Origin of the sequence: Microbacterium sp. JC 701, assembly GCF_021026215.1 — a bacterium.
GTDB lineage: Bacteria > Actinomycetota > Actinomycetes > Actinomycetales > Microbacteriaceae > Microbacterium > Microbacterium algihabitans.
The window spans coordinates 138,812-152,964 of record NZ_JAJNCV010000002.1; the positions used below are offsets into that span (position 1 = coordinate 138,812).

Sequence of the window (14,153 nt, forward strand, 5' to 3'; positions counted from 1 at the left end):
AGGTCATGCCTGCGATCTCCCCCGCGGCGCGTACTGCGGTCTCCCGAGACCCGACGTACGCTGGGCGCATGCCCGACGACGACGATGCAACCCAGGAGGAACGCGCGCTGCGCGCCCTGGCGAACATCCACGCGGGCGCCGACATCACCGACGAGGCGATGCGCCTGTCGAACGACTACACCGATCGGCAGACGCGCCGCGTCAAGGCGTGGTTCGCCCGCATCACCGGTCGCGGCCGAGCGGCAACCTGCCGCCCCGAGTAGCCTCGGTCGCGATGAAAGGCGGCACCCCATGAGCTCCACCATCGCGATCGACCTCGCCGGCAGGACGGCGGTCGTCACCGGATCCACGCAGGGCATCGGTCTCGCCATCGCGCGTCGTCTGCACGAGGCGGGAGCCGACGTGGTCGTCAACGGACGCACCCTGCAGCGGGTCGACGAGGTCGTGGCGACGATGGGTGCGGGCGTCCGCGGAATCGCGGCCGACGTGACCACGCCCGAGGGGGCGGCCACGCTCGCCGAGGAGGCGGGGGCGGTCGACATCCTCGTGAACAACCTCGGCATCTTCGGGTCGACCCCGGCGCTGGAGATCACTGACGAGCAGTGGGGCCGTTTCCTCGACACCAACGTCGTGTCCGCTGCACGGCTCATCCGTCTGATGCTCCCGGGCATGATAAAGCGCGGCTGGGGCCGGGTGCTGAACATCGCCAGCGACTCCGCCGTCGTCATCCCTGAGGAGATGATCCACTACGGCGCCTCCAAGAGCGCGCTGCTCGCGGTGTCGCGCGGCTTCGCCAAAGCGGCTGCCGGCACGGGGGTCACCGTCAACTCGGTCATCGCCGGCCCCACCCACACGGAGGGCGTCGAAGGCTTCGTCTACGAACTCGTCGACGAAAACCTGCCGTGGGACGAGGCGCAACGCGAGTTCATGAAGACCGCGCGGCCGCAGTCCCTCGTCCAGCGGCTCATCGAGCCCGAGGAGATCGCGAACATGGTCGTCTACCTCGCCTCTCCCCTGGCCTCGGCGACCACGGGCGGTGCCCTGCGGGTCGACGGTGGCTACGTCGACAGCATCCTGCCCTGACGGGGAACCGATGAAGGCGGAGTCCGGCGGATGCCGAGTGCGGAGGGAAGCGACGGCGGAGCCGACCTGAAGATCGGTCTCAGCGACATCGACGAGCCATCCCCTCCTCACGCGCATCTTACGCTGCGCGGGCTCGGCGAGTCATGCGCGACGGCGTCAGCGGGGCCCGGCGGGTCGTGGCACGCAGCCCGTCACTCCCCCGGTCGCACCCATCCCGCCGTCACGCCGAGCACGCGCGAGCCGTCGAGATCGGCGAGCGAGAGCCCCGCGAAGCTGACCGCGGCGTCCGACGTCTGCCACCGGAAGCGAGGAGCTGAGGTCGTTGCGGCTTCGACGACCGTCTTCGCGGCATCTTCCGCCGACTGCGCCGACGCGAACGAGGTCGCCGCGCGGTCGAGGTAGGCCTGCTGCTGCACCGCGTACGGGCCGGCGGGTGCGCGGTGCACCGAGTCGGTGAACGACGAGGCGACCGCGGCGGGCTCGACGATGGCCACGTCGATGCCGAACGGCGCCACGACCGGGGCGAGCGACTGCATGAGACCTTCGACGGCGAACTTCGCCCCACAGTAGGCGTCGGCGAAGGGCTGGCCCACGGCTCCCCCGACGCTGGTGACGGTCACGATGCGTCCGTTCCCCCGCTCGCGCATGCCGGGCAGGACGAGACGGGTCAGGCGCGCGACCGAGAGGTAGTTCGTCTCGAGCTGGTCCTGAAGGTCGTGGTCGCTGAGCTGCTCGAGGGTGCCGACCGCACCTCGTCCGGCGTTGTTGACGAGGATGTCGACGGGACCCGCCGCCTCCACGAGGGCGCGAGCCGCCTCGGCATCCGTCACATCCAAGGCCCGGATGTCGAGGTCGACACCGGCCTCGGATGCCGAGGATCGCAGCGCCTCAGCACGCGCGGTGTCGCGCACGGTGGCGATCACCGACACCCCCGATCGGGCGAGTCCGATGGCCGTGTGCAGGCCGATGCCGCTGGTGGTTCCGGTGACGATCGCGAGAGTCATGGGCTCAGTCTGCTCCTCGAACCCATGGGCGCGGTGTGCGGGAGTCGTCCAGCCGGGGCTGCCAGGGTTGCCGGGTGACCGACGATCCTGCCTCGCCGCCGCATGCCGCATCCGTCAGTCGGTCGCGACGTCTCGTCATCCTCGTCGCCGCGGTACTGCTCGTGGTGTCGATCGGCGTCATCGTGGGCGTGCGGGCCGTGTCGGAGCAGGGCGACGACACGGCCGAGATGCTGGTCGGATCGTGGGACGGCCGGCAGATCACGTTCGTGTCGGTCCTGGCATCCACCGTCGTCTTCTTCGTGATCGTCTGCGCGATCCCCGCGCGGCGGTGGTGGTTGGCGGTGTTCCTGCCCCTGCGATTCCTGGCGTTCTGCGCGATCCTGCCCGCAGGTTTTCTGGCAGCCGTCGTTTCGGAGAACACGATCGTGCCGTTGATGGCGAACGGGTGCTCGACGGGGTACGTCGTGCGCGAGAGTACGCCGTGGCGGCACACCACGATCGATATCCTCCGCCCGGACGGTTTCGTGGCCACCGCTGTCGACAGTGAGCTTCGCCGCGGTGGGGAGCATCCCTTCGCCGAGGGTGACTACCGCGTCGACATGGACGGCGACACCCTTCGGGTTCGGACCTACCCGTCGGGCACTCCCTCCTTCGCGCTCCCCGTCGTGCTCGACATGGGCGAACAATGCGGCTCCACCTTCGGTCGCGAATCGCCGTCGACCGCCCCGCCCACGACCGCTCCTCCCCTCCCCGACTCCGACGAAGGCCCCGCGCCGGCTCCGGTGTCGGACTCGCGCGATGACATCGCGCGCATGGTGCAACTGACGATCGACGCCGCCGAGGCCCCGGTGACGGATACCGAGGGGGTGCCGGTGACCGCGCCCGCGGCATCCGACCTCCCGTGCGACGGAACGACCGCGTACGACCTCGCCATCCGCACCGATGACAACGCCGCTTCCTACGCGGCGATCCTCGACGCGTGGACCGCCGAGGGCTACGCGGAGGACCGCGCGATGCAGGAAGACCTGCGGGACAACGGCGTCGTACGTCTTTCGGCCCGCGATCGCTCGAGCATCGACGGGCTGATGCACTTCTCGCTGACCGCGGACTGCCGCGTGCCCTGAGCGCTCAGCCGGCGGGGGTCAGCTCGACCCAGCCGCCGCCGAACTTCGCCTGACGGTTGTCGCCCGACGAAGTGCCGGTGAGCCGTCGGCGCACCCACGGCGCGACGTGCTCGCGGTAGTAGGCGGTGCCTTTCAGCCGCTCGATCTCGGGGATCTCGCGCAGGTGCCACCAGTCCGTCGGCGGGGTCAGACCGATCGACGAGATGACGCGCGCGGCGACGCGGTGGTGCCCGCGCGCGTTCATGTGCAGGCGGTCGACCGACCAGAACTCCCCGCCCGCGAGCTCGCGGTCGAACCAGTTGTAGGCCGTGATGACGTCGGGGCGTGAGGCGAGTCGATCTTCGACCGCGTGCGACAGTCTGTCGCCGCGCGCCTGCACGATCCGGCCGAGCGGCAGGCCCGCCGAGGGGTTCGCGCCCGAGAGCACGATCAGCTGCACGCCCTCTTCGTCGCAGCGGCGCACGACGTGGTCGAAGACGTCGACGATGCGCTCGATCCCCGTGCGCGGGCGCAGCATGTCGTTGCCGCCGCCGTTGAACGACAGGTGCGTGGGCTTCAACGCCAACGCCGGTTCGAGCTGCTGGTCGACGATGGGTTCGACGAGCTTGCCGCGAATGGCGAGGTTGGCGTACTCGATCGGCTCGCCCGCGGCATCGGCCCACCCCTGCGCGGCGAGGTCGGCCCACCCTCGCACGGTTCCGTCGGGCAGTTCGTCGCCGACTCCTTCGGTGAACGAATCGCCGATCGCGACGTAGCGCACGGATGCCATGGCTCGAGCCTACGCGGGCGCGTGGTGCTGGCCGTCGCTCGCCACACTCACCGGTTCGGGGCGCATCCCGTCGCTTGGGGCGAAGTTTCTGCGCCCCAATCAGCGATATCCGCCCCAAACCCCTGAGACGGTCTTACGCCAGAGCGCGCCCTCGCTGCTCGCGCAGGAACAGCGCCGCCACCACCGCCACGGCGAAGAACCCGGCGAACACGACGAAGAGCAGGGGCGCTCCCCCGATGCCCAGCAGCGGGGGCACGGCCAGCGGCGCGAGAATCGACGCGATGCGACCGATGCCCGCGGCCCAGCCCGAGCCGGTCGCCCGCAGCGGCGTGGGGTAGGTCTCGGGCGTCGCGGCGTACAGGGCGCCCCACGCGCCGAGGTTGAAGAACGACAGCGCCATGCCGGCGGCGATCACGGAGACCTCTCCCGATGCCGTGCCGAAGAACACCGCCGACACCGCCGACCCGGCGAGGAACACCGCGAGCGTCGGGCGGCGCCCCCATGCCTCGATGAGCCACGCGGCGACCGCGTAGCCCGGCAGCTGGGCGAGCGTGATAATGAGGGTGAAGCCGAAGGAACGGACGAGGTCGTAACCCTGGCTCACGAGGATCGTGGGGATCCAGATGAACGCGCCGTAGTACGAGAAGTTGACGCAGAACCACAGCACCCACAGGCTCGCCGTGCGTATCCGCAGCGCCGGGGCCCACAGGGCACTCACCCGCGGACGCGGAGCGGGGACGGATGCCGTGACCCCCTCGGCCGAGGGCTCGAGCGACACGCGGCCGGCGGCGGCCTCGAGGTCGCGCACGATCGCGACCGCTTCGGTGTTGCGGCCGCGCGACGCCAGCCACCGGGGCGACTCGGGCAGGCCCCAGCGCACGACGAGGGCGTAGACCGCCGGGATCGCGCCGAGCGCGAACGCCCAGCGCCAGCCGTCGGCCGACGACGGCACGACGAGGTAGCCGATGAGCGCGGCCGCGGTCCAGCCGACCGCCCAGAACGCCTCGAGGAGGACGATCAGGCGCCCGCGCATGCGGGCCGGGGCGAATTCGCTCACGTAGGTCGAGGCGACGGGCAGCTCGGCGCCCAGGCCGAGGCCGACGACGAAGCGCAGCACCAGCAGGGCGGCGAGACCGCCGACCAGCGCGCTCGCCCCCGTCGCGACGCCGTAGATCAGCAGGGTGAGGGCGAAGACGTGGCGCCGGCCGAACCGATCGGCGAGAAGGCCGCCGAGGCTCGCACCGATCGCCATCCCCGCGAAGCCCGCGGACGCGATCCACGAGGCCTCACTCGGCGCCAGCTTCCACTGCACGCTGAGGGCGGCGATGACGAACGAGATGAGCCCGACGTCCATGGCGTCGAGGGCCCACCCCAGCCCCGACCCACCCAGGATCCGCCCGTGCCGCCGCGTGAACGGCAGAGCATCGAGGCGTTCGGACACCCGGATGGTGTCGGTGGCGGTGCTCACCGGATGCCGAAGGCGCCGGCGGGCGTCTGGGCCGGGGTGTCGGCGAGCATGTCGTGAACGAGGGGCAGCACCTTCGTACCGTACAGCTCGATGCTCGACATCAGCTTGTCGTGCGAGATGGAGCCGCTGGCGAACTTGAGCTGGAAGCGCGAGTTGCCGAGGGCCCGCACGGTGGTGGCGATCTTCGTGGCGACCGTCTCGGGCGAACCGATGTACATCGACCCCTCGGGCCCGACGTCGTGCTGGAAGCGCATGCGGTTGTACTCGGGCCAGCCGCGCTCGCGTCCGATCGTGTTGTTGAGCTCGGCGACGCCTTCGAACGCCTCTTCCCACGCCTGCTGGTCGGTCTCGGCGACGTGGCCGGGCGAGTGCACCGAGATGGGCATCTGCGGCTTTCCGAGCTCGTCGAGCGACCGGCGGTACAGGTCGGCGTAGGGGCGGAAGCGCGCGGCCGATCCGCCGATGATCGCGAGGACCAGTCCGTAGCCGTAGCGCGCCGTGCGCACGACCGACTCGGGAGAGCCGCCGACGCCGACCCACGCCTTCAGGCCGTTCTCGGTCTTGGGGTACACGTCGGCATCCTGCAGCGCGGCGCGCGTGCGACCCGACCAGGTGACGGGCTTCTCGTCGCGCAGCAGCGAGAACAGCTCGAGCTTCTCTTCGAAGAGCTGCTCGTAGTCGGCGAGGTCGTAGCCGAACAGCGGGAACGACTCGATGAACGAGCCGCGCCCGAGGATGACCTCGGCCCGGCCGTTCGAGACGGCGTCCAGCGTCGCGAAGCGCTCGTACACGCGCACCGGGTCGTCGCTCGAGAGCACCGTCACGGCGCTGCCGAGGTGGATGTTCTCGGTGCGGGCGGCCGCGGCGGCCAGCACCATTTCGGGGCTCGTGACCGCGAAGTCCTTGCGGTGGTGCTCCCCCACGCCGAAGAACGACAGCCCGACCTGGTCGGCCAGCACCGCCTGTTCCACGACGTTGCGGATGGTCTGCGCGTCGGATTGCAGCGACCCGTCGGGGCCGCGCGAGATGTCTCCGAAGGTGTCGAGGCCGAGCTCGAGGGGGCGAACGTCCATGAGGTCTCCTTGCATTCGGATGAATGAACTTTACGCGGGCGCCGGGTATTCCCCGAAACCGGCGAGGGGCGCCACCGTGGTGACGCCCCTCGAGGAGATCAAGCGGAGGCCAGAGCCGCGCGCAGCGTGTCGAGCCCCACGCCGCCGATGTCGAGCGCGCGCGTGTGGAACTGCTTCATCGAGAAGTCGGCGCCGTGGCGCTCCTGCTCCTCGTCGCGCACCTGCTCCCAGATGCGCTGGCCGACCTTGTACGACGGCGCCTGTCCGGGCCAGCCGAGGTAGCGGTTGACCTCGAAGCGCACGAACTCCTCGCTCATGTTGACGTTCTTCAGCATGAACGCGAGCGCGTAGTCGTGGTCCCAGGTGCCGGTGCCGTCGAGGCGGGGCTTCTGCAGGTGCACGCCGATGTCGAGCACGACGCGCGCAGCGCGCATGCGCTGGCCGTCGAGCATGCCCAGGCGGTCGGCCGGGTCGTCGAGGTAGCCGAGCTGCTCCATGAGGCGCTCGGCGTAGAGTGCCCAGCCTTCGGCGTGGCCGCTCGTGCCGGCGAGCAGGCGGCGCCACGAGTTGAGCTCGGCGCGGTTGTGTACGGCCTGGGCGATTTGCAGGTGGTGGCCCGGAACGCCCTCGTGGTAGACCGTCGTCAGCTCGCGCCAGGTGTCGAACGTGTCGACGCCCTCGGGCACCGACCACCACATGCGACCCGGGCGCGAGAAGTCGTCGGTGGGGCCGGTGTAGTAGATGCCGCCTTCGTTGGTCGGGGCGATCATGCACTCGAGGTGGCGGATCGGCTCGGCGATGTCGAAGTGCGTGCGGCCGAGCTCTTCGACGGCCTTGTCGCTCGTGCGCTGCATCCACTCCCGCAGGGCCTTGGTGCCGCGGAGCTTGCGCGACTCGTCCTTCTCGAGGAACGCCACCGCCTCTTCCACCGTGGAGCCCGGCAGGATCTCGTTCGCGATGGCCTCCTGCTCGGCGACCATGCGCGCGAGCTCTTCGACACCCCACTCGTACGTCTCGTCGAGGTCGACCTCCGCGCCGAGGAAGTGACGCGACTGCAGGGCGTACACCTCGCGACCGACGGCGTCGACCTCTCCCGCGGCCGGCGCGAGCTCCTTCGACAGGAACGATGCGAGGCTGTCGTAGGCCACCCGCGCCGCGTTGGAGTTCGCGGCGAGGTCGCGCGCGAGCGACGCCGGAAGCTGCCCCTCCTCGGGGGCGGCGTCTCCGACGAACTCGGCGAAGAAGCCCGTGTCGGAGGTGTAGCGAGCGATCTGGGTCACGACCTCGCTCACCTGGCGGCGCGCCGGGACGACGCCCTCGGCGATGCCCTGACGCAGCGTCGCGACGTAGCCGTCGATGGCCGCCGGCAGCGCCTTCATGCGGTCGGAGATCGTCGACCAGTCGTCGACCGTCGCGGTGGGCATGAGGTCGAAGGTCGAGCGGATGTCTTGCGCGGGCGAGGCGATGACGTTCAGGTCGCGCAGGTGGGTCTTGGCCTCGTGCTGCTCGATCATGAGGTCGAGCTCACGCACGAGGTCCATCTTGGTGACCGTGTCGATCGCGTCGGTCGCCTCCGCCGCCTCGAGCGCGGACTTCGTCGAGCGCGCCTCCGACACGAGGGCTTCCGCGCCCGCGGGGCTGTAGTCGCCGAAGCGACCGTTGTGCTCGAAGCGGCCGATGTAGGTCGCGAGCGTCGGGTCCTTCTCCGCCAGGGTGTCGACCCACGCGTCCGCGATCGTGTCGATCGGCGTGGGGGTGCGTTGTGCGTCAGTCATCTTCCGAGCCTAGGCAAGGCGCGCCGCGCGCGCACGCCCCCTCGGGCGGTTCCGGATGCCAGCGCTCGCCCCACCCGCACGTGTCGGCCACGTCGCGGTGGACCGTTCCGGATGCGGCGCCCCGGTGCGACCACGCGCAGCGCGGCCCCGCGTCGCCGGCGGTTCCGGATGCCGCGCCCCGGGCTCAGCGGCGGGGCGCGGCAACCGCGGGTGCTAGTGCCCGGCCTCGTCCCAATCGCCGCCGCGGCCGATCTGCACGTCGAGCGGAACCGACAGGTCGGCGGCGTCGGCCATGCGCGCGCGCACGATCTTCTCGACGTCGTCCCACTCCCCCGCCGCGACTTCGACCACGAGTTCGTCGTGGATCTGCAGCAGCACGCGCGAGCGCAGGTCGGCGTCGGCGAGATCGCGCTGGATATGGAACAGCGCAACCTTCATGATGTCGGCGGCGCTGCCCTGGATCGGGGCGTTGAGCGCGGCGCGCTCGGCGTTCTCGCGCAGCACGCGGTTCATGCTCGTGAGGTCGGGGAACGGCCGGCGTCGACCGAAGATCGTCTCGGTGTAGCCGTCTTGGCGGGCCTGCTCGACCGACCCGCGCAGGTAGTCGCGCACGGCGCCGAAGCGGGCGAAATACTCGAGCATGAGCTTCTTGGCCTCGGACTGCTCGATGCGCAGCTGCTTCGACAGCCCGAACGCCGACAGGCCGTAGACCAGGCCGTACGACATCGCCTTGACCTTCGTGCGCATGGCCGGGGTGACCTCGGCCGGCTCGACGCCGAAGACGCGCGCGCCGACGAAGCGGTGCAGGTCTTCGCCTGAGTTGAAGGCCTCGATGAGCCCGGGGTCACCCGACAGGTGCGCCATGATGCGCATCTCGATCTGCGAGTAGTCGGCGGTGAGGAGCGTCTCGTAGCCCTCGCCCACGACGAACGCCGCGCGGATGCGACGGCTCTCCTCGGTGCGGATCGGGATGTTCTGCAGGTTCGGGTCGGTGCTCGACAGGCGCCCGGTCTGGCTGCCGGTCTGCACATAGGTGGTGTGAATGCGCCCGTCGGCACCGGTGGCCGTATCGAGCGCATCGATGATCTGCTTCAGCTTCGTCGCCTCGCGGTGGCGCAGCAGCAGGTCGAGGAAGGGATGCGGCGCGCTCTCTTGCAGGTCGGCGAGGGCCGCGGCATCCGTCGTGTATCCGCTCTTGGTCTTGCGGGTCTTTGGCAGCTGCAGCTCGTCGAACAGCACCTCCTGCAGCTGCTTCGGCGAACCGAGGTTGACCTCGTGACCGATCGCGGCGTAGGCGTCGCGCGCGAGCGCATCGGCGCGGGCGCCGAGCTCGGTCGAGAAGCTCGAGAGCTTCTCGTGCGAGACCGCGACACCGGCGAGCTCCATGTCGGCGAGGGCGGTGAGCGTGGGCAGCTCGATGTCGTCGAGCACGCTCGCGACCGTCTCGGGCATGTCGGCCCGCTGCGCCTCGGCGACGCGGCGGGTGAACCACGACAGCTGGCTGGGGGTCGCGCCCTCGGTCTCGGGAACCAACTGCGTCGGGTCGGCGACCGGCAGCTTCTCGTCGAGCATGCGCTCCACGAGGTCGCCGAGCGTCTTGTCGGGGAAGCTCGGGCGCACGAGCCACCCGGCGAGGATCACGTCGAACGCCACGCCGGCCACCGTCACGCCGTCGCGGGCGAGCGCCTTGATCTGGGGCTTCGCGTCGGCGAAGACCTTGGGGGCGTCGGATGCCAGCCACTCGGCCAGCGCGTCGCGCACCGCCGGCGTCCACTCGGCCTCGACCGCGGCGTCGGCCGAGGCGAGTCCGATCGCGGTGGGCGCGCCGTCGGCCAGCGTCACGGTGACCCCGACCTCGCCGGTGGCCGCCGCGGCCCACTCCGCGAGGGCAGCGGCGTCGAGCTGCGCGGGCGTCGGAGCGGTCGCGGTGGGACGCTGCTCTTCGACGATGCCCGCGTCGCCGCCGAGCGCGTCGAACACGCGCGGCAACAGCGTGCGGAATTCGAGGCGAGCGAAGATGTCGCGGACGGCCTGGGCGTCGAGCGGGTGCATCTTCAGCTCGCCGGGGCCGACGGGGAGCTCGACGTCGCGCAGCAGACGGTTGAGCGAGCGGTTGCGGCGCACGCCGTCGATGTGCTCGCGCAGGTTGTTGCCCACCACGCCGGTGATCTTGTCGGCGTTCTCGAGCAGGGCATCGAGTGAGCCCCACTGGGTCAGCCACTTCACGGCGGTCTTCTCGCCGACCTTGGGCACGCCCGGCAGGTTGTCGCTCGTCTCGCCGACGAGGGCGGCGATCTCGGGGTACTGCGCGGGCGGCAGGCCGTACTTCTCGATGACGGCCTCGGTGTCGTAGCGCTTGAGCTGCGAGACGCCCTGCACATTGGGGTACAGCAGCGTGACGTCGTCGGTCACGAGCTGGATCGTGTCGCGATCACCCGAGCAGACCAGCACCGTGAAGCCCTGCTCCTCGCCCTGGGTGGCGAGGGTCGCGAGGATGTCGTCGGCCTCGAAGTCCTCCTTGGTCAGCACCGGAACGCCCATCGCGCGCAGGCAGTCCTGCAGCAGCGGGATCTGCCCCTTGAACTCCGCGGGCGACTCGCTGCGGTTCGCCTTGTACTCGGCGTACTCGCGCGTGCGGAACGACTGCCGCGACGTGTCGAACGCCACGGCGAGATGAGTGGGCTTCTCGGCCTTCACGAGGTTCACGAACATCGACAGGAACCCGTAGATGCCGTTGGTGTGCTGGCCGTCCTTCGTCGAGAAGTTGTCGACCGGCAACGCGTAGAACGCCCGATAGGCCAGCGAGTGGCCGTCGACGACGAGGAGAGTAGGCTTTTCGGCATCCGTCACCCCTCCAGCGTAACGAGAACCACGGACACTCCCCCGGCCCGGCCCGATCGAAGGCGATGATGACCTCCACGACCCCTGACACGTCCGCCGGCCTCGACTGGGCGAAGCAGCGCGGAATGGGCGCCCTCGCCGAGAAGATGGGCATCGAGTGGGTCGAGTTCACCGTCGACCGTTGCGTCGCCACCATGCCCGTCGAGGGCAACACCCAGCCCGTCGGCCTGCTGCACGGCGGGGCCTACGTGGTGCTCGGCGAGTCGCTCGGGTCGATGGCCGCGAACCTCTTCGCCGGCTCGGGGCGTCTGGCGGTCGGCATCGACATCAACGCCACGCACACCCGCTCGGCCACCTCGGGCATCGTCACGGGCGTCTGCACCCCGATCCACCTCGGCCGCTCGCACACCGTGCACGAGATCGCGGTGTCCGACGAGCAGGGTCGCCGGTGCTCGACGATCCGCATCACGAACCTCATCAAGGACGCCCCCGCGCGCTGATGGCGGGTGGAGGGCCCTGAGACTGTCGAAGGGTCGGGGTTTTGCGAGTGTCCGGTGGCTTCGACGGGCTCAGCCACCTGTGCCGCGAGGGCCCTGCGTGTGGCCGGTGGCTTCGACGGGCTCAGCCACCTGGTGCCGCGGATCACCGGGGCGAAACGACGAATGGATGCCACCGAAGTGGCATCCATTCCGTGTCAGAGAGCGTCAGGCCTTCTTGGGGGCCAGCTGCTCGATGATCGCCTTGGCGACGTCCTGCATGGTGAGGCGGCGGTCCATCGACGCCTTCTGGATCCAGCGGAAGGCCTCGGGCTCGCTCAGGCCCATCTTCTCGTTGAGCAGGCCCTTGGCCCGGTCGACGAGCTTGCGGGTCTCGAAGCGCTCGACCATGTCGGCGACCTCGGCCTCGAGCGTGATGATCTGCTCGTAGCGGGCCAGCGCGATCTCGATCGCCGGCAGCAGGTCGTTGGGCGTGAAGGGCTTGACCACGTAGGCCAGGGCGCCGGCCTCGCTCGCGCGCTCGACCAGCTCTTTCTGGCTGAACGCGGTGAGCAGCACCACGGGGGCGATGTGGTTCTTGCTGAGCTTCTCGGCGGCGCTGATGCCGTCGAGCTGCGGCATCTTGACGTCCATGATGACGAGGTCGGGGCGCAGTTCGGTGGCCAGCTGGACGGCGGTCTCGCCGTCGCCCGCTTCGCCCACGACGTCGTAGCCGTTGTCGCGGAGGATCTCGACGATGTCGAGGCGGATGAGCGACTCGTCTTCCGCGACGACGACGCGGCGGGGTGCGGTCGGGGCGGTAGCCGGAGCGGCTTCTTGATCAGTCACGGGACCATCCTAGAACGACGAATGCGGACAACCCCGGTCTCGACCGGGATGTGGGAAAGCGTGCCGGTGGTGGGACTCGAACCCACACGTCTTGCGACAAAGCATTTTGAGTGCTCCGCGTCTGCCATTCCGCCACACCGGCAGGTGTTGCGTTCCCAACCTACCGGGGGGAACGCGACGACGCGCGCCGGAGAACCGGCGCGCGTCGTCGGAGGGTCAGACCTCCTGGTAACCGGGAGCCGCACCGTGCACGGCGTCGCCCACGCGGTGCACGCGCAGGTCGTTGGTCGAGCCCGCGATTCCGGGAGGGGAACCCGAGATCACGACCACCTTGTCGCCGACCTTGGCCAGGTCGTGCGAGAGCAGGTAGTCGTCGACCTGCAGGAACATCTTGTCGGTGTGCGACACGTGCTCGACCAGGGTCGAGCGCACGCCCCACGTCAGCGCCAGGCGGCGGCGGATGCCGGGCTCGGGCGTGAACGCGATCATGGGGATCGTCGAACGCAGGCGCGACATGCGACGGGCCGAGTCGCCCGACTCGGTGAAGACGCAGAGGTACTTGGCCTCGACGAAGTCGGCGACCTCGACGGCGGCGAGGGTGATGGCGCCACCCTGCGTGCGGGGCTTGTTGGTCAGGGGCGCGATGCGCTCCAGGCCGTGCTCCTCGGTCGACTCGACGATGCGGGCCATCGTCTCGACGACGACGACCGGGTAGTCGCCGACGCTGGTCTCGCCCGAGAGCATCACGGCATCCGCGCCATCGAGCACGGCGTTGGCGACGTCGCTGGTCTCGGCGCGCGTGGGCACCGGGCTGTTGATCATCGACTCGAGCATCTGCGTCGCCACGATGACGGGCTTGGCCATGCGACGGGCGAGCTCGACCGCGCGCTTCTGCACGATCGGTACGGCCTCGAGCGGCAGCTCGACGCCGAGGTCGCCGCGGGCGACCATGATGCCGTCGAAGGCGTCGATGATCTCTTCGAGGTTGTCGACCGCCTGCGGCTTCTCGATCTTGGCGATGACGGGCACGTAGCGTCCTTCTTCGGCCATGATCTCGTGCACGCGCTCGATGTCCTTCGCGTCGCGCACGAACGACAGCGCGATGAGGTCGGCACCGGCGTTCAGACCCCAGCGGAGGTCGGCTTCGTCCTTCTCGCTCAGGGCGGGGACGTTGACGGCGACGCCGGGCAGGTTGATGCCCTTGTTGTTCGAGACCGGACCGCCCACGACGACGCGGGTGGTGACGACGGTGCCGTCGGTCTCGACGACCTCGACGCGCACCTTTCCGTCATCAATCAGCAGGAAGTCGCCGGGGCGGACGTCCTGGGGCAGACCCTTGAAAGTCGTGCCGACGATCTCTTTGGTGCCGAGGATGTCTTCGACGGTGATCTTGAAGATGTCGCCGGGCAGCAGGTCGTGGGGACCGTTCTCGAACTTGCCGAGGCGGATCTTCGGACCCTGCAGGTCGACGAGGGCGGCGACCGGGCGACCGGCGTCCTCCGCGGCCTTGCGCACATTGGCGAAGTTGGCGTCGTGCACGGAGTAATCTCCGTGGCTCAAGTTGAGGCGGGCGACGTCCACCCCGGCGTCGATGATGGCGCGAACCATCTCATACGACGACGTGGCGGGCCCGAGTGTTGCGACGATCTTGGCGCGTCTCATCCGTTTTCAAGCTCCGTGAGGATTTTCGG

The 14,153-nt window shown here is 69.8% G+C and carries 12 protein-coding genes and 1 tRNA gene; 4 read left to right on the forward strand and 9 right to left on the reverse strand.

Annotation, left to right across the window (positions count from 1 at the left end):
• The first annotated feature begins 68 nt into the window (after positions 1–68).
• Positions 69–263: a hypothetical protein gene (locus tag LPW41_RS08605; RefSeq protein ID WP_230704601.1), complete on the forward strand. Its 195-nt coding sequence runs from the start codon at positions 69–71 to the stop codon at positions 261–263.
• A 40-nt stretch (positions 264–303) separates the two neighbouring features.
• The gene (locus LPW41_RS08610) at positions 304–1,083 is read left to right on the forward strand and encodes an SDR family NAD(P)-dependent oxidoreductase (RefSeq protein WP_230704925.1); all 780 of its coding nucleotides are present in this window, start codon (positions 304–306) and stop codon (positions 1,081–1,083) included.
• A gap of 191 nt (positions 1,084–1,274) precedes the next feature.
• On the opposite strand, the gene LPW41_RS08615 is transcribed toward LPW41_RS08610, so the two are convergent.
• The gene (locus LPW41_RS08615; RefSeq protein ID WP_154096680.1) at positions 1,275–2,087 is read right to left on the reverse strand and encodes an SDR family NAD(P)-dependent oxidoreductase; all 813 of its coding nucleotides are present in this window, start codon (positions 2,085–2,087) and stop codon (positions 1,275–1,277) included.
• A gap of 74 nt (positions 2,088–2,161) precedes the next feature.
• Here LPW41_RS08615 and LPW41_RS08620 point away from each other — a divergent pair, with 74 nt between their 5' ends.
• Positions 2,162–3,211 carry a hypothetical protein gene (locus LPW41_RS08620; protein WP_230704602.1) on the forward strand — a complete coding sequence of 350 codons (1,050 nt, stop codon included), beginning with the start codon at positions 2,162–2,164 and terminating at the stop codon, positions 3,209–3,211.
• A 4-nt stretch (positions 3,212–3,215) separates the two neighbouring features.
• Here LPW41_RS08620 and LPW41_RS08625 read toward each other — a convergent pair whose 3' ends face one another.
• The 5 genes from LPW41_RS08625 to polA all read right to left on the reverse strand — a co-directional run bounded on the left by LPW41_RS08625 (position 3,216) and on the right by polA (position 11,146).
• Positions 3,216–3,980, reverse strand: a complete 765-nt coding sequence (locus tag LPW41_RS08625) for an SGNH/GDSL hydrolase family protein (protein ID WP_187358411.1) — start codon at positions 3,978–3,980, stop codon at positions 3,216–3,218.
• 133 nt (positions 3,981–4,113) lie between these two features.
• Positions 4,114–5,448: an MFS transporter gene (locus LPW41_RS08630; protein WP_230704603.1), complete on the reverse strand. Its 1,335-nt coding sequence runs from the start codon at positions 5,446–5,448 to the stop codon at positions 4,114–4,116.
• Positions 5,445–6,521: an LLM class flavin-dependent oxidoreductase gene (locus LPW41_RS08635; protein WP_154096677.1), complete on the reverse strand. Its 1,077-nt coding sequence runs from the start codon at positions 6,519–6,521 to the stop codon at positions 5,445–5,447. Before LPW41_RS08635 ends, LPW41_RS08630 begins: the two co-directional genes overlap by 4 nt.
• Positions 6,522–6,619: 98 nt before the next feature.
• Positions 6,620–8,296: a DUF885 domain-containing protein gene (locus LPW41_RS08640; RefSeq protein WP_230704604.1), complete on the reverse strand. Its 1,677-nt coding sequence runs from the start codon at positions 8,294–8,296 to the stop codon at positions 6,620–6,622.
• 213 nt (positions 8,297–8,509) lie between these two features.
• Positions 8,510–11,146 carry a DNA polymerase I gene (gene polA / locus LPW41_RS08645; RefSeq protein WP_230704605.1) on the reverse strand — a complete coding sequence of 879 codons (2,637 nt, stop codon included), beginning with the start codon at positions 11,144–11,146 and terminating at the stop codon, positions 8,510–8,512.
• A 59-nt stretch (positions 11,147–11,205) separates the two neighbouring features.
• On the opposite strand from polA, the gene LPW41_RS08650 reads away from it, so the two are divergent.
• Positions 11,206–11,637, forward strand: coding sequence for a hotdog fold thioesterase (locus LPW41_RS08650; protein WP_230704606.1), 432 nt, complete (start codon positions 11,206–11,208; stop codon positions 11,635–11,637).
• A 204-nt stretch (positions 11,638–11,841) separates the two neighbouring features.
• Here the strand turns inward: LPW41_RS08650 and LPW41_RS08655 are convergent, their stop codons facing one another.
• The 3 genes from LPW41_RS08655 to pyk form a co-directional block, all read right to left on the reverse strand.
• A complete protein-coding gene (locus tag LPW41_RS08655) occupies positions 11,842–12,462 on the reverse strand; it encodes an ANTAR domain-containing response regulator (RefSeq protein ID WP_144833393.1) in 621 nt (206 codons plus the stop codon).
• A 61-nt stretch (positions 12,463–12,523) separates the two neighbouring features.
• Positions 12,524–12,604, reverse strand: a tRNA-Leu gene (locus LPW41_RS08660).
• Between the two features lie 74 nt (positions 12,605–12,678).
• Complete coding sequence (pyk, locus tag LPW41_RS08665) at positions 12,679–14,124, reverse strand: pyruvate kinase (RefSeq protein ID WP_144833395.1); 1,446 nt, start codon at positions 14,122–14,124, stop codon at positions 12,679–12,681.
• Positions 14,125–14,153 lie beyond the last annotated feature (29 nt).